This is a genomic window from Aeribacillus sp. FSL W8-0870 (assembly GCF_037963755.1).
Classification (GTDB): Bacteria; Bacillota; Bacilli; order Bacillales; family Aeribacillaceae; genus Aeribacillus; species Aeribacillus composti.
Genome location: NZ_CP150165.1, coordinates 1,904,968 through 1,928,669 on the forward strand (window position 1 = coordinate 1,904,968; position 23,702 = coordinate 1,928,669).

The window sequence follows — 23,702 nt, forward strand, 5'->3', positions numbered from 1 at the left end:
AGCCCCATTCGTTCAAAAAAAGCTCTCAGCAGGACGTGGTCGTAAATCCTTCAACGAGGGGCACTTTGCTTATTCGAAGGCTGCGTCAATGTAAGATGAAAGAAAAAGGTGATTCTTGGATGAAACAGACGGATTACTCAGAAGGAAATATTTTAAAGCAGCTCATCACTTTTTCCTCGCCTATTTTATTAACGAACTTGCTTCAAGTTTCGTATCAAATAATTGACAGTTTATGGGTTGGAAACTTGCTGGGGGCTCGTGCATTAGGGGTGGTGTCTCTCTCTGGAACTGTCATTTTCACAATTCTTTCTTTCATTATCGGGATCAACCAAGCAACATTAACGATTTTGTCCCAATTAAAAGGAAAACGCGATGAACAAGGGTTGAAACGGTATGTGAATGCCTTTGTTGTCACGCTGTTTATATTATCGATTTTGCTTGGAGTTTTTGGATTTATTTTTGCTGAACGGATTTTATTTTTGCTTGGAACACCTGACAGTTTAATTGCAGATGCATCCTTATACTTGCGAATTAATTTTCTTGGAATTATTTTCTTATTCGGCTACAATTTTGTGGCGACATTGATGCGTGCGCTTGGAGAAAGCAAAGCCCCGGTTTATTTTGTTGTTTTGGCTGTTCTTTTAAATGCCGCTTTAGATCCATTATTTATTTCTGGATTTCAATTCGGCATAGCCGGAGCGGCTTATGCAACAGTGATTTCCCAAGGGATCGCCTTTTTATTCGGAATATATTTGGCGATTCATTACAAATTAGTTCCTTTTACATGGCCGCGTATGCCGAAAAAAGAAGAAGTTTCTCTTATTTTAAAAATCGGGGTTCCGTCCGGCATGCAAATGATGGTCATTTCCGCTGGAGTGACGGCGATCATGAGCGTTGTAGCTAGTTTTGGCGAAGACGCGCTGGCCGGATTCGGCGCTGCTCAGAGGCTCGATAATATTATCTTGCTTCCCGCAATGGCCCTCGGAACTGCTGTCAACAGCTTGGCAGGCATAAACATTGGTGCCAATCGATGGGATCGAGTTTATAAAATTGCTCAATATGGATTGATGTATAATTTAGCTATTATGGTTTTGATATCATTGCTAATTCTCTTTTTCGCCCGTTTTGGTGTGGAATTATTTATCCAGGAGGAAGAAGCGGTGCAATTTGGTGTGAATTATTTAAAAATCGTCGCTTTCTTCTATCCGTTTCTTGGCATCAATTTTGTGTTAAACGGTGTTGTTCGTGGATCTGGTGCGATGATGCAAGTCTTAATTTTAAACATCATCTCGTTTTGGGTGCTGCGTTACCCGCTCACATACCTTTTTTCCAATTGGATCGGCGAAGACGGCATCGGTGTCGGAATGGGCGTCAGCTTTGTTATTTCCAGCTTATTCGCCTTTTTATATTTTAGGCTCGGCGGGTGGAGGAAAAAAGAATTGTTTCACGGTACAGCTTAAATAAACAGCCATCCCATAAAACTATTTTAGGGATGGCTCGCTCTTTAGCATATCGATAAAATAGTAGATCATCCGGGCTGTCAGCCCCCAAATCACTTTATCTTTATAATAATAAAAATGTTCTTCTATTTTCGGTGAATTCCATTTATATTTTTTTCCCCCGATGATGCTTTCATAAGGAAAATTTTCTTCAGGTTCTGCCCGAAAATGAACTTCATAAATTTCTGGCTTCGTTTCTAAAAAGAATTGAAAAGGAACTGTAAATACTTCGCCGACTTCGTCTTTGTTTGGCTCTAACGAAGCGTCAGGATCGATCATGCCAACAAAAGGATAAACAACCGTTCCGTAGGCAGTCATCACATAATCAAGCGGATATACATGCTGAATCATATCGGCTGAAATACCTAGCTCTTCTGATGTTTCGCGAATAGCTGTATGTTTTGCATCGTGATCGGTCGGCTCAACTTTCCCACCTGGAAAACAAATCTCGCCGGGCTGCCTTTTTAATTTTTTGGCGCGTACTTCAAACAACAAATGAACTTCATCATTTATTCGCATAAACGGAAGCAATACCGCAAATTTTACTAAACGATCCATCCCAATTATCGTCGGAGTATGATTTTTAACCTTCTTTATAATATCTTCGATCTCCATACTGTCACCTTCAATCTAACATAATCGATTAATTTCATTATAAATGAAAAAAAGAACTGGTTGGCGAATGGCATGCATATTTTCGAATAAACGTAAAAAATTTCGCAACAATAAATAAGAAGATGATGATATATATGAGAGGTGAGCAAAAATGAAGTGGTTTAAAAACAAAAAACGTACACATGAACAAACGGAACTCGAAAGAAGAACGGATGTACATGACTTATATGAACCGTCCCGTGAAGCATATGGTCAAGCCTATAACGTAGAAGATGGGACAAAAAACAAAAAATAAAAATTTTATAGACAAAATGCTGTCTCCTATTCCTTTTTAAATGGCGAAGATCTACAGAATATATAAATGATTTCTGTGGATCTTTTTTAGTTGTTAAGGATTTTTCTGAAAGTAGAAATTTCAAGGAATTGTACCTTTTGCAATAAATGAAACGCTGCAAAGATGGTCTGAAATTGCGATTATAGGATTCATATGCCGGTGGCACAATATTATGTTTCGTTTATAAAACAAAAAACATGACAATTATGTAAAATATGATATAGTTTACATATAACAAAACATATGTAAAGACATCAGAAAGAGGTGAAGTTGACAAGATGAAAGAGATGTCAACAAAAAAGCTATTAGGCATTGCGGGACTCGCATGGCTTTTTGATGCAATGGATGTCGGCATTTTATCTTTTATCATTGCCGCGTTAAAAGAAGATTGGAATTTGACGGCAGAACAAATGAGCTGGATCGGGAGCATCAACTCGATCGGCATGGCTGTAGGGGCATTTTTCTTCGGTCTCTTGTCAGACAAAATTGGCAGAAAAACTGTCTTTATTATCACATTATTGTTATTTTCGATCGGCAGCGGCCTGTCGGCTTTTACAACCACATTAGCAGTATTTTTGCTGTTAAGATTTTTTATCGGCATGGGGCTGGGGGGTGAATTGCCAGTAGCATCAACGCTAGTATCAGAAAGCTCGCCGACAAAGGATCGGGGAAGAATGGTCGTGCTGCTTGAAAGTTTTTGGGCTGCAGGATGGTTGATCGCGGCAATTATATCTTATTTTGTTATCCCTCAATTTGGCTGGCGTCTCGCCCTTATTTTAACAGCTCTTCCGGCTTTTTATGCGATTTATTTGCGCATGAAGCTTCCGGATTCAAAAAAATTCAAATCGATACAAACAAAATCAAATGTATGGAAAAATATCGCAGCTGTCTGGTCAAAAAAATATGTGAAACAAACAGCTGTACTTTGGGTGTTGTGGTTTTCTGTTGTTTTTTCTTATTACGGGATGTTTTTATGGCTTCCAAGCGTTGTGATGATGAAAGGCTACAGTTTAGTGCAAAGCTTTGAGTATGTTCTTATTATGACGATTGCACAGCTTCCGGGATACTTTAGTGCGGCGTGGCTCATTGAACGAATTGGTAGAAAATTTGTTCTTTCTCTTTATTTATTTGGCACTGCACTGAGCGCATTCTTTTTCGGATTTTCCGATACAACGGCAGAGCTTTTAATATCTGGAATCTTTTTATCATTTTTTAACTTAGGGGCTTGGGGAGCGCTTTATGCTTATACACCTGAGCTTTATCCAACAGAAATTCGCGGGACAGGTGCTGGAATGGCCGCATCGTTCGGAAGAATTGGTGGCATTTTCGGACCTTTATTAGTTGGTTATTTAGCCGCTCTCAAAGTTTCCATGGTAGCCATTTTTTCAATTTTTTGCGCTGCCATTATTATTGGAGCACTAGCTGTTCTATTGTTTGGACAAGAAACAAAAGCGTTGGAGTTGGAGTAAAAATACAGCCTCTAAAGGAATTAACCCTTTAGAGGCTCATTTAATTTGAAAATAATCAGCTAGTTGATTGGCCAAGTAGCGTAGTTCAGGATATTCATGGAGATTTGACAACATTCCTTTAATGACCGGAATTCTTGGCTTTTCAGCCGTTATTTCAGCTTCTAACACTTCAATCGTAATGTTTAACTGTCCATCATCGATTATAGAACGGCTCATTTCTTTTATCTCATTTAAAATGTTCAACGGATGGCTGGGGGATTGAGAATGATTGAACATTTTGGTCATGATCTCAGCTGGAATGATGGGGTCATTTTGTTTTGCCAGCATTCCTTTAACTAAATCATCTGCTGTTTGCAAAATGTATTTTGCCAATTTTTCCTCATCTACTCTCACCCTATTTTCAAATATGAGGAACTGAATGAATGAAAAAAAGATTCCTTGAACGATAATGTTTACATCTGCTATATACTTATCAATTGACTTGCCGTAAATGTTTTTCAGATTGTTTGTTAAAAAATGAAAAAAGTCGTTTCTTAGGTTTTGTAACAACGAATCAATTTTTTCATTATTTTCTTTTAAATTTTCATGCATCTGCGTAATAAATATTTCTTTATGCGCCAAAAATTCTTTTAATTGAACAGACAATTGTTTAATAAACCGCTCTTTTGGATCTTCGCAATTTGCCCCGATTTGCTCCGTTTTTTTCTTTAACTGACTAAAAAACTGCTCCAAAATTTTAATTAACAGTTCATCTTTTGACTTGAAATAAAAATAAAACGAACCTTTCGGAATGCCACATGCATTGGTAATTTCTTGGATGGAGGTGGAAGAAACGCCTTTTCGAGCAAACAGCTTCATCGCAGCTTCAATGATTAAACGTTCTTTTTCTTTCACATGAACATCCCCTTATTGTCGGAAAAAATTTTATTAGTTTAGTTGACTACTAGTTAACCGGTCAATTATAATGACTATATAGTCAACTCACTATAAGTATGTATAAAAAAAGGAGAATTGTCAAATCTTCATGAAAGGAATGGGACTTGGTGGAGAACATTATTAAATTTTCGCTCCGTAATAAACTGGCTATTTGGATTTTAACTGTCATTGCAATTTTTGCGGGACTATTTTCTGGATTTAATATGAAGCTGGAGACGATCCCGGACATAAACACTCCCATCATAAGTGTTACGACTACATATCCAGGTGCAACCCCTGAAGAAGTACAAGAGAAAGTGACGGTTCCTATTGAAGAAGCAGTTCGCAATTTGAACGGGGTGGAAATCGTCAGCTCTAATTCGTTTGAAAATGCATCTTCTATTCAAATTGAATACAAATTTGAAAAAGATATGGAACGAGCAGAAGAGGAAGCTGAAAAGGCAATCGAACAAGTCGAACTTCCGGATGGAGCAGGAGAGCCTAAAATTGCAAGATTTAGCATGAACGCTTTCCCTGTTTATACAGTGAGCTTTTTTGATGAAGGAAAAACACTTCCTGAATTAACTGAACTGGTTGAAGACATCATTGTTCCTGAATTGAAAGGAATCGATGGAGTAGAAAGCATTGTAACTTCTGGACAGCAGGTAGAAGAGGGGCGGCTTGTTTTTCATCAAGACAAATTAAAAGAGCTCGGGCTAAATGAGGAAACAATAAAAGATTATATTCAAGGTGCGGATCTCCGTGCGCCATTAGGTCTTTATACATTTAAAGACACGGAAAAGTCTGTTGTCGTTGACGGAAATATTACGACAATTGACGATTTGAAAAAGCTTAAAATCCCAGTCACTGGATCAGCACAAGGGCAGCAAGCTGGGGAGGCGCAAATGAGCCAAGTGCCAAACGGTTTGTCTGGAGCAAATGGTGCAGCGCCAAATCAGGCGATCCAGCAGCAAAGCATTGAATTGCCAACAGTCGAATTAGGAGAAATTGCCGATATCGAAATCGTCGGAAAAGCTGAATCCGTATCAAGAACGAACGGAAAAGAAGCAATCGGACTGCAAATTGTAAAAGCTACTGATGCGAATACAGTTGAAGTTGTGAATGAAGTAAAAGAAAAATTGGATGAATTAAAAGACGAATATAAAGGCCTCGGAGTCGTTTCAACGCTGGACCAAGCAGAACCGATTGAAAAATCTGTTGAAACAATGCTGAATAAAGCGCTGTTCGGTTCGATTTTTGCAGTTATTGTCATTTTGCTGTTTTTGCGCAACATTCGTTCAACGTTGATTTCCGTGGTGTCAATTCCGCTTTCCATATTAATTGCATTAATCATTTTGCGTGAAATGGACATCACGTTGAACATGATGACGCTTGGAGCTATCACAATGGCGATCGGCCGCGTCATTGACGATTCGATTGTCGTCATTGAAAATATTTACAGACGGATGACATTAAAAGGGGAGCCGTTAAAAGGGAAAGAGCTGATTATTGCAGCGACAAAAGAAATGTTTATTCCTATTATGTCCTCAACCATTGTGACGATTGCGGTTTTCTTGCCGCTCGCATTTGTCGAAGGGATGGTCGGACAGCTATTTATGCCGTTTGCCCTTACGATTGTATTCTCGCTTTTAGCGTCCCTTTTAGTGGCGATTACTATTGTGCCGGCACTTGCTCACGTTTTATTTAAAAAAGGAGTAAAACGGAAAGGCGAAAAAGAAAAGGAAGCTGGCTTTTTGGTTACTAACTATAAAAAAATATTAAATTGGTCTTTGAACCATAAATGGATAACATCATTGATTGCGATCCTGCTTCTTGTCTCCAGTCTGTTTTTAATTCCTGTCATCGGTGTAAGCTTTTTGCCGAATGAACAAGAAAAGCAAGTTATCGTAACGTATGATCCGGATCCAGGGCAAACGCTGGAAGAAGTAGAAGATATCGCATTGAAGGCAGAAGATTTCCTTGTCGACCGTGATCATGTAAAAACGATTCAATTGTCTGTCGGAAGCGAAAATCCGATGAATCCTGGAAATCGAAATCAGGCCATTTTCTTTATTATGTATGAAGATGACACACCGAATTTTGAAAAAGAAAAGGAGAAAATTGTTAAAGACTTAAATGAATTAACGAACGAAAAAGGCGATTGGGGCACCATTGACATGATGATGGCAAGCAATGAGTACACATTGCATGTGTTTGGCGATTCGATGGAAGATATTGAGCCTGTCGCCCAAAAAGTGCAAAAAATCTTGGAAGATGAAAAAAACTTGAAAAATGTCGAATCAGGTTTATCGAAAACTTATGATGAGTTCACGTTTGTTGTTGATCAAGAAAAGATGAGCAAGCTAGGATTGACCGCTGGGCAAATTGCGATGGCATTAAGCCAACAGCATGAACGGCCGGTTTTAACAACAATCCAAAAAGAAGGTCAAGACATTGAAGTTTATATTGAAGGGGAAGAGCAAACATTTGATTCGATTGATGAGATGAAAAAGAAAACCATTCAGTCCCCTCTTGGCATGAATGTGAAAATTGGAGATGTAGCGAAAGTAAAAGAAGGCGAAACATCCAATACGATTACTAGACGCGACGGAAAATTTGCAGTATCAGTCAGCGGAGAGATTACTACTAATGACGTTAGCCAAGTAAATGCAAACATTCAAAAGAAAATAGATGGTTTAGAATTGCCGCCTGGTGTGAACATTGAAACAGGTGGAGTGTCCGAACAGATCAATGAGTCGTTTTCACAATTAGGATTGGCTATGCTCGCTGCCATCGCTGTTGTCTACTTTGTGCTGGTGGTTACGTTTAGTCAAGGACTTGCGCCTTTTGCCATTCTATTTTCACTTCCATTTACCGTCATCGGCGGATTTGTAGCGCTATGGCTTGGGGGAGAAACATTGAGCGTTTCAGCTTTGATCGGCGCGCTCATGTTAATCGGTATTGTTGTGACGAATGCGATTGTGTTAATTGACCGTGTCATTCATAAAGAGCGTGAAGGACTTTCTACAAGAGATGCGCTCATTGAAGCAGGGGCAACTCGTCTAAGACCGATTTTAATGACTGCGCTGGCAACAGTTGGAGCATTGCTTCCTCTCGCATTAGGTTATGAAGGAGATGGAGGCATGATCTCGAGAGGACTTGGTTTAACCGTCATCGGCGGATTGACCAGCTCGACTTTGCTGACTCTCATCATTGTTCCGATCGTCTATGAAGTATTAAGCAAATTTAGAAGAAAAGCTCCAATCGAGGAATGATAAGAAAAAACCTGAAAAGCACTGAATAGGCTTTTCAGGTTTTTTTGCATAACTTGCTGAAACAGTTTTATGAAAATAAGAATATCAATTGTTTTGAAAAATTTTCAAAAGGGTCAATTATTCAAATTCCGGCAATAAAAAAACGCGCTTTTTAGCGCGTTTTTTAAACGGAGAAGGTGAGATTCGAACTCACGCGGCGGTTGCCCGCCCTAACGCATTTCGAGTGCGTCCCCTTCAACCACTTGGGTACTTCTCCATGGTCGGGAAGACAGGATTTGAACCTGCGACCCCCACGTCCCGAACGTGGTGCTCTGCCAAGCTGAGCTACTTCCCGAAAAACGTCAGCATTGATATTATATATTAAAATAAAAAATTTGTCATTAAAAAATTTTAACCAATCAACAAAAAGTTTGGAAAAGGAAATTAATCTTTTTTTGTTGAATTATGTAGTAGGCAAATAAAAGAAAGGAGTCACATAACATTGAAGGTACAAAACATTGGCGATGACATCACATTAATTGATCTTTTTGACTTAGGATTAGAAAACAGAACAGGGGCTTACGTTCTTCACGAAAAAGAGCTGACCATCATCGAAACAAGCGCGAGCCCGTCTGTCCCATATTTATTAAAAGGTCTTGAAAGTTTAGGAATTGATCCGAAGGATGTTAAAAACATCATTGTTACGCACATTCATTTAGATCATTCGGGAGGTGTCGGGCTTTTCCTTGAACATTGCCCAAAAGCAAAAGTGTTCGTTCATCCCCGCGGGAAACGTCATTTGCAAGATCCATCGAGATTAATTGCCAGCGCCAAAACGGTGTATGGAGAGGAGCAATTTCAAAAATTGTTTGACCCGATTTTGCCCGTGCCAGAAGACCAGCTAGTTGTAAAAGAAGATTTGGAAACGCTTCAAGTAGGCGATGATCGCGTGCTGACGTTTTATCACACACCAGGTCATGCGAATCACCATTTTTGTATACATGATTCCAAAAGTAACGGCATCTTTACCGGCGACACGATCGGGGTTTTTTATTCAATGCTCTTAGATTCAGACTTAGAGTTTTATTTGCCGTCTACTTCTCCTAACCAGTTCGATCCGGATAAAATGCTTGAATCATGCGAAAGAATCGAAGCATTAAACGTTTCGAAAATATTTTTCGGTCATTTTGGCATGAGCGAGCATCCAGAGGAAGTTTATAAACAGCTAAAATATTGGCTGGACATTTTTGTAGATCAAGGCAAAGCGGTTGTAAAAGAGCATGGAAGCTTGCCGTTTGAAGAAAAATCAAAGCTTCTATCTGATAGATTGTACAGCACGTTGCAAGATTACTTAAAGAAAAAACATATTTCCGAAGATCATCAAGTGCACGAGTATATAAAAATCGATATGGGCATTTGTGCGCAAGGGATTATTGATTACTTGCAAAAAGCAGAAAATAGATAAGGCTTGTATGGAAAGAGATATACGCAAAATTAAAAATGTTGCGTTACAATCGAATCATCCGATGGGTTTGTGTTAGAACCTGGCTTGCGGAGGATATTTTTCAGCAAGGGACGTTTGACCTTCATCCCCATCGGGGAATCGAAACTGTCACATATGTAATTGACGGGATTTTGGAGCATTTTGATAACAAAAATGGATATGGCAAGCAAAGCCGGGGATGTTCAATGGATGACTGCTGGAAGAGGAGTAATCCATCAAGAAGATCCTGCACCTGGATCTACCGTTCACAGTCTGCAGCTGTGGGTTAATTTGCCGAGTTCAAAAAAACTGACCGCTCCCCGCTATCAAAATTTGAAAAGTGCTGACATGCCAGTTAGAAAAGAAAAAGGAGCGTTGATTCGGATTTTTTCTGGTTCGTCAAAAGGTATTCAAGCGCCGACTAAAAAATTACGTTCCTGTCACGATGGTGGAAATGATTCTGGAACCTGGTGCGTCCGTACATCAAGATCTTCCGGGAAGCTATAATGGTTTTCTTTATATTTTGGAAGGAAAAGGCTTGTTTGGTGCGTCCAAAACAAAAGGGGTAAAAGGGCAAGTGCTGTTTTTAACAAAGGGTGCTGAGGGAGAGGAAAGCTACATAACTGTCACAGCGACAGACAAACTCCGGCTGCTTCTATATGCGGGAGAACCTCTCCATGAACCTGTCACAGCTTACGGTCCGTTTGTTATGAACACGTAAGAAGAAATACGGCAAGCAATCGTCGACTATCAAACAGGAAAGTTTGAATGAAAGAGAATAACAGTTTGATAAACTCTCCTCCTTTTTTGCACGGAAGGAGAGTATTTATTTTGTAAATAAAAATTATTTCTCGGGAAAGCGCAAAATTCAACAATGATAAAGAAAAAACGAGAAAAAAGGTAGCATCTGTCGAATGGTTGTATATTGAAATGTTTTGTGTCAGATTATGTGACATAAATCATGTTTCGTTCTCGTTCGGCTTGTTACAATAAAGAGTAAATTAGTGGAGACAGTAGGTGATAAATATGCTGTTTTTAAAAAAATGGAATCGAGCAGCGGATCATGAAGAAGATAGACAAAAAAAACAGATGGAGGATTCGTTTGCGGCACAGGTGGAAGTTGCTGCGGATCAATTAAAAGGCGTCATTGAGCAAATGAAATTAACCGCTGTTTCCCTTGATGAACGATCTTCCTCGAGTAAAAAAAGCACGTTTCAGCTATTAGAGCATATTGAGCAGACCGCGCAAGACACAAATAACGTTTCAGAAAAGATGCGTAAAATTGAAGAGGCAGCTGTGAAAATCACAGCATCTTCTCAAGAGATACATTCCTCAAGCATATTATTTTATGAACAGCTCGTAAAATCGAAAACGCAGCTGCAAAAAATACAAGAAGAAACGGAACAGCTGCGGCAAAATCATTTGAAAATTCTTGATCAAATGGATCGGCTCGTTTCTTTTTCCAAACAAATGGATCACATTCTTTCTTCGATTGGAGCGATTTCCCAAAAAACGAAAATACTTGCATTAAATGCAAATATCGAATCGGCAAGAGCCGGAATACATGGGAAAAGCTTCTCGGTCGTTGCAAATGAAATTGGAAATTTAGCAAACCAAACGCATGATGCGGTTGAAGAAACACATCAAATTCTTTCTTCGATTCAATCAGAAATTGAGTTTTCGACCAAAATGGTAAAATCGGAAAACGATCAGATGAAAAAGAATGTGGCTGAATTACTATCTTTAATTGATGTTATCCATTCTTTTCAAACATCGTTGGGCAAAATCACATCAATGGTATCGGATTCGAAAGACGCTGTCGAATTACAGTGTGATCATGTACAGGAAATTACTACGGTGCTCAAGCAAATTTCAGATATGGCTCATGAAAATAAAACATATGCACTGAGAGTTTCAGAAGATATGGATAAGCAGCACCAGCATATTGAAGAGATGATTGCCATCAGCGAGACATTGGATCAAACCTCTAAAGAGCTGCAAACGTTAGTCAAAAGGGATCAGCTTCAACAAATTACAGAAATAGATTTGGCAAAAATCAACGAAATGAAAGAAAAAGTGATGAATCTTTTATCACAATTTCCATTGTATGAACTAGATGCGGATGTTCATAAAAAAGCATTGGATCAATTTTTTGAGGAGAACGAGCATATCGAAGCTATTTGGTCGAATCGACTGGACGGTACATTCGTTTATTCCAACCCTCCTGCAGGCTTAATAAATGCAAAAGCCCGTCCTTGGTTTATCGAAGCTAGTAAAAATAAAATCTTTATATCAAGCATCTATACATCTGCTGTTACAAAAAAACCGTGCATCACCATTTCCTTCCCCATTCATAAGAACGGAGACATCGTCGGGGTTATCGGTGTCGATTTAATAGTAAAATAAGCAGATGGTTTCAATCCTTTTTGAAACGATATAATTTTCGCCCTTTTATTTAAAAATGCGGTTTCACAACCGCGTTTTTCTTTTCTCTCAAACAAGAAAATTAAAAAAAAGAGAATGAATACTCAAAAAATTTTCAGAAAGATTAGCCTGTTTTTCTGCTCGATCCATCCGCTTCTCTTTAACTCCGCAACACAATGCTTAAAGCATTTTTTTAATGATGGATGAGAACATGTCTTTTTCCTCGCTTCCATTACGAGCCGCAAAATTTCCCCTTCGTTAAAGCCGTTTCTCTTGTTTATATGGAGCAAATAAAAACAAGTCAATAAAATCCAGACACACACTTCAGACAAATTTCCTTTGGCAAATTCTTTAAAAACGAATTCCGGGACTTGAAAATACCTATTTTTTACATTTTTATGTAGATGCTGTTCAATAATTGATTCATGATGGTCTTTTTTATACTCATTATTAAATATGTAGAGAGGCAGTGAAAAATATTTACGATGTTCATAGAAAGAAGGATTTAATTCATTTGTCAACATCTTGACCCCCAAAAACCCTTTTGATCAGCATGAACGGGAAATATTTTCGTAGAATTGTTTATTTTTGGCCGGTGCCCGCTTTTGTTTCTTCCAGTTTGATAAGAAAGGAAATGACATCTGCAAGTGCTTGCCTATAAACTAGCAAATTTTGAGTATCCATCAAACAATAGATGGTTCCTTTTAAATCATCGCAATCGTTTTTGGCTATGCCCAGCTTTTTAAGCTTTTCTTCAAGCTCGTTGTATAGAGCTTTGAGCTCACGGTTTTGTCGATTTAACAAAGCTTGCTCAATTCGATTATAAGCGAATTCATTGAAAGCTTGCTCAAAGTTCATCTATGCTCACCCAACCCTTTGAAGATAAAAATGAATAAAAAATATTCATTTTTATAGTAATACAAAACGAATTGAAAGTAAAATAGGAAAACGTTAAACTATATTATAGATGAAGTAGCAAAGAAGGAATGTAACAGATGGAAATCAATAAAAAAATCGGAGAACAAATAAGAGAAGTGCGAAAAAAGTATAATATATCGATGGTTCAACTGGCCGAGGATTTGGAAATTTCTCAGCCAAGGCTTTCTAGAATCGAAAATGGTGAACAAGAAATTCCTATTAGCCTCATTCAAAAATTTTGCCAAAGATTTAATATACCGATGGGAAGCTTTTTTAAAATGATCGATAACGAGGACATATCTCTTGTTGATGATCAAGTAGAACATATTCTTTCTACTTTAAATGATGAGCAAAAGAAAGCATTGTATGTTTTTTTATCTTCTTTTCAAAAATAACCCTCCATCCCTTGATCCCTTCATGAATTCGTGACGAAAGGCAGACCGAAAATAAACGAACAAATGTTCCTTTTTATTTTACCATGTTTTGATAGTTTTTGGAAGCGGTGAGAATTCTCTTTATTATTTTATTTTTATGGAGAGTTGAATCACCGCTTTTTAGATCCAGGCAAGTAACTGCCGTATTATATGCACAGTAAAAATGGAACATGCTGATGCATCGGCTTAAAATATTTTGCTAGAATGTAAGAAGCCAAAAAGTATGTTTGAACAAAACTATATACAGTTGATCTACTTTTCAAAAGCACAATCAAATGGAACTTCTGAACCATTTCAATAAAAATGACTCGAAAATCATTTAAACATTGTCGAAATATAGCGAGAAATATTTGGGATTTGAGTTGGAATGGAAGTCGGCAGCGAAACATATTTATCTATAAAACGGAGCATAGCTGCTATGTTGATGCAGCTTCCTGAAAATCTTACAGTTCTCAATGAAAGGTTTTTTAGAAGCTTGCCAATTTCATGGCGGACCAAGCAAATTGATACAATGACAGCAGGACGAAAAATATGAAATGATGTTTAATGATTGACAGCCGCTCCATAAACTAATAAAATTGGATTGAAAATTCGGAATTTTTAGGAGGGGACCAAATGGAGAAATTTGAGAACTACAATAAAAGCTATATTAACGGACAATGGGTTGAAGGAAAAAGCGAAAGCATATTTGAAGATGTTAATCCTTACGATAATTCCCTCATCACAAAAGTGCGTTTAGCAACGAGAGAACAAGTGCAAGAAGCATTTGAAATCGCTCAACAGGCACAAAAAAAATGGGCGAAATCGTCTGTTGAAGAAAGAAAGGAAGTTATTCGAAAAGCAGCAGAATATTTAAAGTCTCATCAGGATGAAATTGTAAGCGTTATCACTCGTGAGACAGGCGGAACTGTTTTAAAGGCGAATGTAGAATTGCACTTGACGCTGGAGGTTCTCGAAGAAGCCTTGAACTATGCAGGAGCCATACATGAAGTCAGGGAAGTCCCAAGTGCAATTGAAGGGAAAGTGAACAAAATTTACCGTCTTCCGCTCGGAGTGATTTCATCAATATCACCGTTCAATTTCCCGATGAATTTATCGATGAGAACAATCGCTCCTGCGATTGCATTAGGAAACAGCGTTGTCCATAAACCGGATATACAGGTAGGTCTTGTTGGAGGCTCGATCATTGCGAAAGCATTTGAATATGCCGGACTTCCAAAAGGAGTCTTCAACATGATTTTAACCGATATTCCTGAAATCGGTGATGAAATGTTGACAAATCCGATTCCGCGCTTAATTAGTTTTACCGGCTCCACCGCCGTTGGCAGACATATCGGTGAAATTGCTGGCCGCAATTTGAAACGGGTTGCGCTGGAGCTTGGAGGCAACAGTCCGTTTGTCGTGCTGTCGGATGCCGACGTAGACCAGGCAGTGAACGCCGCTGTTTTCGGCAAGTTTATCCACCAAGGACAAATTTGTATGATCGTCAATCGCTTTATCGTTCATAAAGATCATTACGATGAATTTGTGGAAAAATTTGTTTCCAGAGCAAAATCTCTTCCTTATGGGAACCCTTCCGATCCCAATACGGTCATTGGACCATTAATCAATGAAACGCAGCTGAAAAAAGCTTTAAGCTACATTGAAGAAGCTAAGAAGGAAGGCGCAACACTTGTCTTAGAAGGGAAAAGAGAAGGAAACGTCCTCACTCCATTTGTCTTTACGAATGTAAAAAATTCAAGCAAGCTCGCGCAAACAGAAGTTTTTGCGCCCATCGCGACAATCATTAAGGCTGAATCAGATGAAGAAGCGATTGAAATGGCAAATGACACCGAATATGGTTTAAGTTCTTCTATTTTCACCAGCGACTTGAATAGAGGGGAACAGCTTGCGTTGTCCATTGATTCAGGCATGACCCATATCAATGACCAAACAGTCAATGATGCTCCAAATATTCCATTCGGCGGAAACAAAGGAAGCGGTTTAGGACGTTTCGGAAATCCATGGGTTGTTGACGAATTTACCGTGACAAAATGGGTTTCAGTTCAAGAAAAAGAGCGTCAATTTCCGTTTTAATGATGACAGGGGCTGTCCAGAAAGTCAAAATCCACTGAAAACGAAACATCATCATAAGCATTGATATATCAGTGTTTCTAAAACATTAAAGGGGCGTCTATAAGCCGGAAAATCGACTTATTAGACAGCCCCGATTTATTGTAAGAGGAATTTTGGACGAGGAAATTCCTTTTGGGGAATAAGCGATAGTTCTAGAGAAAAATATAAAAATACATCCTCTTTATAAACGAAAACAATTTCATGAAGGCACCTCTCATGCTATCTGATTTTTTATTAAAACGAATCTTACCAATTTTTGAATTTTATTGTCCACTCTTAAGTATGCGGTCAGCTTTTGCAGAAAATTGTGTTTCACGACTTGATAGAGTTGAATCTTTGTAAAAAAACTAGAAAGATGAATCATTTGCTTTTTATACCTGTAACGGGTATAATGTATACAAACGAAAGAGGGGAGGGGTGTCAGTGACAGAAAATGAAAAACATGATCACGAGAAAATAATGGTTCCTAGAACTTCTGATGAAATAGACAAGCTTTTAAAGAGGCTGAAACGGATTGAAGGGCAGGTTCGTGGGGTACAAAAAATGATTGAGGACAATCGTTATTGCATTGATATTTTAGTCCAAATTTCAGCCATTCAAGCTGCGCTGCAAAAAGTAGGTTTCAACCTGTTGGAGCGGCATGCCAGCCATTGTGTTGCGAAAGCGATCAAAGAAGGAAGCGGTGATGAGTCGATTCGCGAGCTGATGGATGTGATCAAACAGTTTTCTAAATAAGAGGTGGAACAAATGAGCGAACAGAAGCTTGTCACATTAAACATTACCGGCATGACATGTGCTGCATGTTCCGCGCGCATTGAGAAAGTGCTGAATAAAATGGACGGGGTAGAGGCAACTGTCAATTTAGCGATGGAAAAAGCAACTATTCATTATAACCCTTCGAAACAAAATCTTTTAGACATCCAGCGGAAAATTGAACAGTTAGGTTACGGCGTCGAATCGGAAAAAGTAACATTGGATATTGAAGGCATGACGTGTGCCGCATGCAGCGCACGTATTGAAAAAGGGCTGAAAAGAACGGAAGGCGTTGTAAATGCGACTGTCAATTTAGCGACAAACAGCGCTGTTGTGGAATATAGGGAAGGCGTTGTTTCGGTTGAAGATCTTTTAGAGAAAATAAAAAAGCTTGGTTATAAAGGACAAGTTCGGGACGAGACTACCCATCAATCGGATCGAAAAAAAGAACAATTGCATCATAAAAGAAGAAAGCTTATTGTTTCTATTTTATTATCGCTTCCTTTATTGTATACAATGATCGCCCATTTACCGTTTGAAACGGGGCTTGCGGTGCCGGATCTGTTTATGAATCCGTGGTTTCAGCTGTTGCTGGCAACACCTGTTCAATTTTATATCGGCGGCTCATTTTACACAGGAGCTTACCGGGCTTTAAGAAACAAAAGCGCAAACATGGACGTGCTCGTGGCGCTCGGCACATCAGCAGCCTACTTTTATAGTTTGTACGAAGCGATCAAATCAATCGGCCGTTCCGATCATATGCCGCATCTATATTTTGAAACGAGCGCAATCTTGATCACCCTAGTGCTCGTTGGAAAATATTTTGAAGCGATTGCAAAAGGTAGAACGACAGAAGCTATTTCCAAGCTATTAAGCCTGCAAGCGAAGGACGCGCTGGTCATCCGCGACGGGAAGGAAGAATGGATCCCGCTGGAGCAAGTAAAAGTAGGGGATGAGATAATCGTAAAGCCCGGAGAAAAAATTCCAGTCGATGGAACGGTCATTTCTGGAATGTCTTCTGTCGATGAATCGATGATCACAGGTGAATCTATCCCGGTTGAGAAAAAAGTAGGGGATGCAGTAATTGGCTCCACAATCAATACAAACGGCCTTTTAACAATACGGGCAGAAAAGGTTGGGAAGGATACCGCTCTTGCCAACATCATTAAAATTGTTGAAGAAGCGCAAGGATCGAAAGCGCCGATACAGCGAATGGCCGATGTCATATCCGGTATATTCGTTCCTATTGTTGTAGGCGTTGCGATCGTGATGTTTGCTGTTTGGTATTTGTTCATAACGCCATATGATATGGCAAGAGCGTTAGAAGTAGCGATTTCCATTCTTGTCATCGCCTGTCCTTGTGCACTCGGATTGGCGACGCCGACATCCATCATGGTCGGATCAGGAAAAGGGGCCGAAAACGGGATTTTATTTAAAGGGGGAGAGCATCTAGAAGAAACACATAAAATCAATGCGATCCTCCTTGACAAAACGGGAACGGTAACAAAAGGAAAACCGGAAGTGACCGATTGTATTGAATTAAAAACAGGCATGCTTTATTATGCCGCTTCTGCGGAGAGCGCTTCTGAACATCCGCTTGCCCAAGCAATTGTAGAATTCGGTAAAGCACGTTCCATCAACATACAAAAGCCGGAGCATTTTAAAGCCGTGACTGGACATGGCATCGAAGCCAAAGTAGATGGAAAACATATACTTGTTGGCACAAGAAAGCTGATGAAAGAACGGTCGATTGCAACTTCAGCCCATGAGGAGAAAATGGTGAAGCTTGAATCAGAAGGAAAAACAGCTATGCTAGTTGCAATTGATGGGGAGCTTTCCGGCATCATCGCTGTCGCTGATACTATTAAAGAAAGCTCAAAAAAAGCCATTCAAACATTGAAGGAAATGGGAATCAACATATTTATGGCAACGGGAGACAATAAAAGAACAGCGGAAACAGTAGCGAAGGAAGCGGGGATCGGGCAAGTATATGCTGAAGTGCTTCCGGAGGAAAAAGCGAAAATCGTGGAGGATCTACAAAAGCAAGGATATCGTGTAGCGATGGTTGGAGACGGAATGAATGACGCACCCGCTCTAGCAGTTGCCGACATCGGCATGGCGATCGGAACCGGGACAGATGTCGCCATCGAAACGGCTGATGTCACCTTGGTCGGAGGCGATTTAACACACATTCCAAAAGCGATTTCCTTGAGCCAAAAAACGATGAAAAACATTCGGCAAAACTTATTTTGGGCTCTTTTCTACAATTCAATCGGCATACCAGTTGCCGCCCTTGGCCTCTTGGAGCCTTGGATCGCCGGAGCAGCGATGGCACTCAGTTCAGTTTCCGTTGTCACAAACGCGCTGCGTCTAAAACGAATTAAACTGTAAAGTATTTGCAACGATTTAATCTGAATATCTTAAAATCATGCTAAGGAGGAAATGAAAATGAATCTTACATTTCAAGTAGAAGGAATGTCTTGCAATCACTGCAAAATGGCTGTTACAAACGCTCTAAAAGAGCTGGACGGAGTCGAAAAGGTCGAAGTATCACTTGAAAAAGGAACTGTTGAGGTAGAATATGACGACAAAAAAGTAACAATTGAAAAAATGAAAAACGCCATTGAAGATCAAGGCTACGATGTCAAGTAACCATCCTCTCCTAAAAGGGGATGGTTTTCCTTTTGCTAGTTCTATATGAAGAGCTTCAATGCCTCAAAAGGTTGAAAAGAAGAGTCAGGCTATTACAACCTCTTTCCTTCTATAGATATAAATATTAACTATTTGTCGTTTGATGTCAGCATGCCCCTTTCCTTCTTCTATTATTAAATACTAACTGATAGAAAGTAAACTATTGATTGCTTGATCTGTCCAGCAAGCATATGATCTATCCGACTTTTAAAGTTTGCGAAATGATTGAACGAATCAATGAGAAAATCGGCTGTCAAGCAGGTAAATTGAATATGTAATTTTGCATAATATTTTACAGAAGTTGGATTAATAATAGAGAGCTTAATTATGCTCACAGACTGAAAAAATGTTTAAATTTTTAAGCGAACTCATGTTATAATTGTTTCAACACTTGTCATTTTGCGAGGCAGAATGCAAAACTCTGAACAATCTTTGGAGTTTCTTTCCCAAAAAGTTTTAAAAGGTTGGATATCTCCCAATTTGATAAAACAGTCAAAAACAGGAATTCATAATCAGGAGCTTGTCAACAATAAATTATTAGAATATTCGGAAAATACACCGTGTATTTGACGAACTTTTGCACGATAAAACCTAATCATTGTCAGTTAACTCAAAGGAGCAGCATTTGCTGCATACATAGTAAAGTAAAGAAGGAGGATTTTTATTGGAAACGATTCAAAAGATGTTTGAGCACTTGCATTGGGCGAACGAGCGTATATTAGACACTTTGCAAAAGATTGAAGGGGAAAATAATGGGGCGCTGCGCTTGTTTTCGCATATTCTTTTAACTGAAAAACTATGGTTTACAAGATTACAAGGATTGGACAGCTCACACATTGCGATTTGGGAGGATGTACATATAGATGCCTGTGCAGAACTTGCAAAACAAAATGAACAGAGCATTACATCGTTTTTGAAAAATTTGACGAATCGTGATTTAGACAACATTGTCACTTACAAAAACAGTAAAGGAATCGAGTTTCAAAATACATTAAGGGAAATTTTAACTCATGTCGCTTTGCACGGACATTACCATCGAGGACAGATCAACTTGAGACTGCGATCTGAACGGCATGAACCAGTGAACGTTGATTTTATCACATTTGTAAGATAAGCTCCAAGACAGTTTGCCAAAATTATGTTTATTGTTCATAAATGAAGCAAATAGGGGATGAAATCAGGTATGGCAAATGTAGGTTCTATTATGACTTGGACGTTTTATGAAGAGACAGATGTTCCAAAAGAAGTGGAGGAAATTTTAATTGAAGGGGAAACTGCGGAAGCTGCGTATAAAACGGTTCGAGATGTTGCGGTCGTGACGAACAAAAGAATAATCATTGCCGATCGTCAAGGAATTACAGGTAAAAAAGTGGAAATCTACACCATTCCATTTAAATCGATTGTCATGTATTCTTCTGAAAATGGAGGAAAGATTGACCTTAATGCAGAACTCGAACTATGGACTAGGGCAGGGAAATTCAAATTATTATTAAATAAAAAAGTGAATATTCGGAAGCTTGATCGAATCATTGCAAGTCATATTCTGTAGTTGTACTCTTTAAATCAAAAGAATTTTTATATTTTACAAAAATAAATAAATATAACATTTACAATGCTGCACTAAGAGATTTTTGAATCAATAGGTGCAATAAAATGCAAAGATTGTTAAGAACATTTAAAATTGCTTCTATGAAATTTTTCATATAGAATGATTGTTTGAGAGCAATAGCACCTATAAAATTTCTTAAATCTCGGTGCTTTTTTTGTTTTTTCAATACTAGGATGACGCTTTAAATTCCGCTTTTTAATAAAAGTATCCCGCTTATCTGCAAAGTTCTTTGGCATATTACTCCACCGTCTTCAAAAAACAGTTTTAATATTTTACTAAAAAAACTGTTCCGTTCTGTTCAAAATGGTTCCACAGAGTAAAAATAATTGTCTAACCTTCTTTATTTGTTTATGATGTAAGCAAATAAGATAAGGTGTGTGAAACATGGAAGCTTTGTTTAATTGGGAGTTAGTGATTTCATCTGTCGTCATGGCAATCATTGCTTCTTTTTTTTCTGTTCACATGATTCAGAACATACAGGTGTCTACCGAAAAGGATAAGTGGTTATACATAATGTTAGGAACGATATGGGTAGGGTTAGGAATTTGGTCGATGCAATTTATTGACATGCTCGGTGATGATTTATATTTGATTGCAACGTATTACACCGTCTATACGTTATTATCTTTTTTGCTAGGGATCATTGCATCATTCGCTGCTTTTTCCATGAAAGATAAACAAAAAAATGTTTCTAATGCAGCGGCGATTTCGATTGTAGTGGGTTTAAGTATTTTTGTAATATATTATATTGGTATAAAATCATTGAAAGGGAATGAATATGACGGATTTTATTCCGTTCTTTCTAACTTAATCGCTTTTGTTTTAGCGGGAGCAGTGATTGCCTTTTTCCATCACAATAAGCGATCTCAAAAGCTTCAAATGAAAGCGATCATAATACCTTCAATTGTTTTGGGATTGGGTATTTTCATTTTTCAATACACGGTAATGAATGAAATAAAAAAAGCTGGATTATTCATATATGAGCAGATTTATTCGGTTTCTACATTGCTGGCAAATCAACTTCTCCTTTCAATCATCATGATTTTTATGATTTTTGCATTTGTTCAAAAAGAAAAAAACAAGCTAGAAAGAAAGTTTGAAACAACAAATCTATATTACGAGTCATTGATTTCGTATAATCCGTATATCGTTTTCATCATTAATATCGACGGAATGATTACGAATATAAATCCTAAAGGATTAGAAATCTTAAAAGCAAAAAAAGAACAAATGATTCATCAATCGATTTTTTCGTTTTTGCCTCAAGACGATGCCGAAAGGGTAAAACAGAAAATGAATCGTTTGTTGGAGCATAACGAAAATGAAATGGAAGTTTCGTTTAAAAATAGTAAAGGTGAATGGATTCCTTTACTTTTAACGTTTGTCCCTATGATCGTTGAAGGAAAAAATGAAGGTTTTTTCGTCATCGCCAAAGATATGAAAGAATTAAAACAATATCAAAAACGACTTCGAAAAATGCAGAAAGATTTAATGAATACATTAGAACGCCAGCAAGGAATGACATTTAAGTTCGTCAAAATAAACGATCAGTTTATCCATACGTTATGTGCAGGGGAATTGCTCTATAAACTTGGCTATTCTCCCCATGAGATTATTGGAAAGGATTTGCGGGATTTTTTGCCGAAAGAAGTCGCTGAAGGGCAGCTTCGAGCTTATCAGAAAGCCTGGAATGGCGAGATTGTCCATTTTGAGGGAAAGCTGAACGGATATGATTACTTGGCTGTGTTAAGTCCGGTTATAGAAAATGGAAAAGTTGTTGAAGTCATCGGTTCTTGTGTAGACATAACCGTCAGAAAAGAGCAGGAAATGAAATTAAATGAGTCGAATGCACTAAGACGGACGATTATTGACAATCTGCCAATCGGAATTGTTGTGATTGATCAAGAAATGAAGATTATCGCCTTAAATAAGACGATTTTGAAGATTTTTCAAATCAATGAGCCAATAAAACAGCTGATTGGGAAAAACATCACAAATTATTTTCCAGCCGTTGGCCGAAAGGTTGAAGAGAACACAGGGGAAGTATCAAAGATTTTCACGCCCTATAAGCATTTCTCTGATGAAGTGAACACCAAAAATGGTAAAATCTTGAAAAGAAGTTATTTTCCCTTTTATATGGACGGGAAACTGAAAGGCCATTTATGGACGTTTGAAGACATAACAGAACAAAAGAAGATGGAAAACAGCATTATTCAGGCGAAAGAAGAAGCCGTCAAAGCCAATATGGCGAAATCGGAATTTTTATCGAAAATGAGTCATGAATTAAGAACGCCGTTAAATGGAATCCTTGGTTTTTCTCATTTGTTGGAACTAGATAAATCGCTAACGGAGCAGCAGCAAGCATTTGTGGAAGAAATTTTAAAAGGAGGCCGCCATTTATTAAATTTGATTAATGAAATTTTAGATCTTTCCAGAATTGAAACAGGAAAAATAAAAATTTCAAATGACGAAGTACAAATTGATTCGGTCATATGTGAATGTATAGCATTGATGAAGCCTGCGGCAAACAAAAAAAGGATCAAAATCATCAAAAGCATTGATCAGTGTGTGGATCAAATGATCCACATTGACTCGTTAAGATTAAAACAAGTCATTTTAAATTTGTTAGATAACGCGATTAAATATAATGTTGAAGGTGGACAGGTCCATATAACCTGTAAATGTCAAAACGGATTTCTAGTTATTCACATAATTGATACCGGAATCGGGATATGCGAAGAAGAATTGAAAAAAATATATGAACCTTTTTATCGTATTCAACATGTGCAAGTTGAAGGAACCGGTCTCGGACTTTCACTTGTAAAGCAACTGATAGAGCTGATGAACGGGGAATTTGGGGTTGTTAGCAAAATAGGAGAAGGAAGTGACTTTTGGATTAAACTGCCTATGTTGAATCGAGAAACGAATCAGGCTGTTAAGAAAGATCTAGAACACAGGCAGCACCATTAATATATATATAAACTGTTTTCTATGTTTACGGAAAATGCCGCATGAGTTATGGGAAAAATGTTATTTTGTTCAAATAGGTTAAAAGAGTTCCGTTTAATGTTGGAATTTAATGACTGACCGTTCAGTTGCCTTGTTACAAAGTGTTTTGCAATATTCAATATGCAAAAGTAAAAGGTTTGATGAAAATCAAAGCTTTTTTCATTCCAGTGATAATGAAAA

At 38.2% G+C, this 23,702-nt stretch carries 17 protein-coding genes, 2 tRNA genes and 1 pseudogene; 15 read left to right on the top strand and 5 right to left on the bottom strand.

The window, feature by feature from the left end:
- Nucleotides 1-119: 119 nt before the first annotated feature.
- The gene (locus NSU02_RS09245) at nucleotides 120-1,460 is read left to right on the top strand and encodes an MATE family efflux transporter (protein ID WP_311067339.1); all 1,341 of its coding nucleotides are present in this window, start codon (nucleotides 120-122) and stop codon (nucleotides 1,458-1,460) included.
- Between the two features lie 21 nt (nucleotides 1,461-1,481).
- Here NSU02_RS09245 and NSU02_RS09250 read toward each other — a convergent pair whose 3' ends face one another.
- Nucleotides 1,482-2,114 (bottom strand): CoA pyrophosphatase, encoded by a 633-nt coding sequence (locus tag NSU02_RS09250; RefSeq protein WP_130157232.1) that lies wholly within the window; start codon nucleotides 2,112-2,114, stop codon nucleotides 1,482-1,484.
- A gap of 151 nt (nucleotides 2,115-2,265) precedes the next feature.
- Between NSU02_RS09250 and NSU02_RS09255 the strand changes: the two genes are divergently transcribed.
- Nucleotides 2,266-2,409 carry a hypothetical protein gene (locus NSU02_RS09255; RefSeq protein WP_158640157.1) on the top strand — a complete coding sequence of 48 codons (144 nt, stop codon included), beginning with the start codon at nucleotides 2,266-2,268 and terminating at the stop codon, nucleotides 2,407-2,409.
- Between the two features lie 317 nt (nucleotides 2,410-2,726).
- A complete protein-coding gene (locus tag NSU02_RS09260) occupies nucleotides 2,727-3,917 on the top strand; it encodes an MFS transporter (protein WP_063389587.1) in 1,191 nt (396 codons plus the stop codon).
- 36 nt (nucleotides 3,918-3,953) lie between these two features.
- On the opposite strand, the gene NSU02_RS09265 is transcribed toward NSU02_RS09260, so the two are convergent.
- Nucleotides 3,954-4,811 (bottom strand): TetR/AcrR family transcriptional regulator, encoded by an 858-nt coding sequence (locus tag NSU02_RS09265; RefSeq protein WP_339195493.1) that lies wholly within the window; start codon nucleotides 4,809-4,811, stop codon nucleotides 3,954-3,956.
- A gap of 149 nt (nucleotides 4,812-4,960) precedes the next feature.
- Between NSU02_RS09265 and NSU02_RS09270 the strand changes: the two genes are divergently transcribed.
- Nucleotides 4,961-8,107, top strand: coding sequence for an efflux RND transporter permease subunit (locus NSU02_RS09270; protein ID WP_339195496.1), 3,147 nt, complete (start codon nucleotides 4,961-4,963; stop codon nucleotides 8,105-8,107).
- A gap of 168 nt (nucleotides 8,108-8,275) precedes the next feature.
- Here NSU02_RS09270 and NSU02_RS09275 read toward each other — a convergent pair.
- Together NSU02_RS09275 and NSU02_RS09280 are read right to left on the bottom strand one after the other, a co-directional pair.
- A tRNA-Ser gene (locus NSU02_RS09275) sits at nucleotides 8,276-8,363 on the bottom strand.
- A gap of 1 nt (nucleotide 8,364) precedes the next feature.
- A tRNA-Pro gene (locus NSU02_RS09280) sits at nucleotides 8,365-8,441 on the bottom strand.
- Nucleotides 8,442-8,588: 147 nt separating this feature from the next.
- Here NSU02_RS09280 and NSU02_RS09285 point away from each other — a divergent pair.
- The 3 genes and pseudogenes from NSU02_RS09285 (at nucleotide 8,589) to NSU02_RS09295 (ending at nucleotide 11,975) form a co-directional block, all read left to right on the top strand.
- Nucleotides 8,589-9,551: an MBL fold metallo-hydrolase gene (locus NSU02_RS09285; protein ID WP_311067257.1), complete on the top strand. Its 963-nt coding sequence runs from the start codon at nucleotides 8,589-8,591 to the stop codon at nucleotides 9,549-9,551.
- A gap of 61 nt (nucleotides 9,552-9,612) precedes the next feature.
- Nucleotides 9,613-10,290 (top strand): annotated as a pseudogene (locus NSU02_RS09290) (pirin family protein).
- 305 nt (nucleotides 10,291-10,595) lie between these two features.
- The gene (locus tag NSU02_RS09295) at nucleotides 10,596-11,975 is read left to right on the top strand and encodes a methyl-accepting chemotaxis protein (protein ID WP_066246625.1); all 1,380 of its coding nucleotides are present in this window, start codon (nucleotides 10,596-10,598) and stop codon (nucleotides 11,973-11,975) included.
- Nucleotides 11,976-12,575: 600 nt separating this feature from the next.
- On the opposite strand, the gene NSU02_RS09300 is transcribed toward NSU02_RS09295, so the two are convergent.
- Complete coding sequence (locus NSU02_RS09300) at nucleotides 12,576-12,851, bottom strand: hypothetical protein (protein ID WP_063389581.1); 276 nt, start codon at nucleotides 12,849-12,851, stop codon at nucleotides 12,576-12,578.
- A gap of 137 nt (nucleotides 12,852-12,988) precedes the next feature.
- Between NSU02_RS09300 and NSU02_RS09305 the strand changes: the two genes are divergently transcribed.
- The 8 genes from NSU02_RS09305 (at nucleotide 12,989) to NSU02_RS09340 (ending at nucleotide 23,483) form a co-directional block, all read left to right on the top strand.
- A complete protein-coding gene (locus NSU02_RS09305; RefSeq protein ID WP_063389580.1) occupies nucleotides 12,989-13,306 on the top strand; it encodes a helix-turn-helix transcriptional regulator in 318 nt (105 codons plus the stop codon).
- Nucleotides 13,307-13,960: 654 nt separating this feature from the next.
- The gene (locus NSU02_RS09310; protein ID WP_063389579.1) at nucleotides 13,961-15,421 is read left to right on the top strand and encodes an aldehyde dehydrogenase family protein; all 1,461 of its coding nucleotides are present in this window, start codon (nucleotides 13,961-13,963) and stop codon (nucleotides 15,419-15,421) included.
- A gap of 498 nt (nucleotides 15,422-15,919) precedes the next feature.
- Nucleotides 15,920-16,195, top strand: a complete 276-nt coding sequence (locus NSU02_RS09315; RefSeq protein ID WP_063389602.1) for a metal-sensing transcriptional repressor — start codon at nucleotides 15,920-15,922, stop codon at nucleotides 16,193-16,195.
- 12 nt (nucleotides 16,196-16,207) lie between these two features.
- On the top strand, nucleotides 16,208-18,604 hold the full coding sequence (locus NSU02_RS09320) for a heavy metal translocating P-type ATPase (protein WP_339195502.1): 2,397 nt from the start codon (nucleotides 16,208-16,210) through the stop codon (nucleotides 18,602-18,604).
- Between the two features lie 57 nt (nucleotides 18,605-18,661).
- Entirely contained in the window at nucleotides 18,662-18,865 is a 204-nt protein-coding gene (copZ, locus tag NSU02_RS09325) for a copper chaperone CopZ (RefSeq protein ID WP_094245704.1), read from the top strand.
- 703 nt (nucleotides 18,866-19,568) lie between these two features.
- Entirely contained in the window at nucleotides 19,569-20,018 is a 450-nt protein-coding gene (locus NSU02_RS09330) for a DinB family protein (protein WP_063389576.1), read from the top strand.
- A gap of 69 nt (nucleotides 20,019-20,087) precedes the next feature.
- Nucleotides 20,088-20,453: a PH domain-containing protein gene (locus NSU02_RS09335; RefSeq protein ID WP_063389575.1), complete on the top strand. Its 366-nt coding sequence runs from the start codon at nucleotides 20,088-20,090 to the stop codon at nucleotides 20,451-20,453.
- A 444-nt stretch (nucleotides 20,454-20,897) separates the two neighbouring features.
- Nucleotides 20,898-23,483 (top strand): PAS domain S-box protein, encoded by a 2,586-nt coding sequence (locus NSU02_RS09340; RefSeq protein ID WP_339195505.1) that lies wholly within the window; start codon nucleotides 20,898-20,900, stop codon nucleotides 23,481-23,483.
- Nucleotides 23,484-23,702: the final 219 nt, after the last annotated feature.